The sequence below is a fragment of the Pontibacter silvestris genome (genome assembly GCF_020907275.1).
GTDB lineage: Bacteria > Bacteroidota > Bacteroidia > Cytophagales > Hymenobacteraceae > Pontibacter > Pontibacter silvestris.
The window spans coordinates 1-387 of record NZ_JAJJWI010000112.1 but is presented as its reverse complement, the minus strand read 5'-3'; the positions used below and the strand labels follow the sequence as shown (position 1 = coordinate 387).

Here is a 387-nt window from a genome sequence, read left to right as displayed (position 1 = left end):
CCAGCGTATCCAGCTTCTTTTTCAGCTCCGATAGCTGCCCCTTCAGGCGCTTCTCTTCCTGCTCGTGCTCCTGGCTTAGGAACACCTGGCCCATCATCTCCTGAACCTGCGGCAAGAGGATCGGGTCTATCTGGTACTGCTTTAGCAGCCCCTGGTATAGCTCGTGCATCTTGCCTGCATTGCGGTTGAGGCAGCAGCCTTTGGTGTTGCACTTGTAGTAGTGGATGCCTTTCTTCTTCATCTCATAGCCTGTTAAAGGCTTTTGGCAGGACCCGCACTTGATGTGGTAGCGCAGCGGCAGGTTTTCATCCTCTTTCACCTGGGTATAACCGTGGGCATTTTGCGCCTGCAACCCGTTTACTCGCAGGAAAACATCCCTGGATACCA

General features: G+C 53.7%; 1 protein-coding gene. It reads right to left on the bottom strand.

The window, feature by feature from the left end; translation table 11 throughout:
- On the bottom strand, nt 1-387 hold a 387-nt coding region (locus LN995_RS21800; protein ID WP_229963199.1), incomplete at both ends, for a hypothetical protein.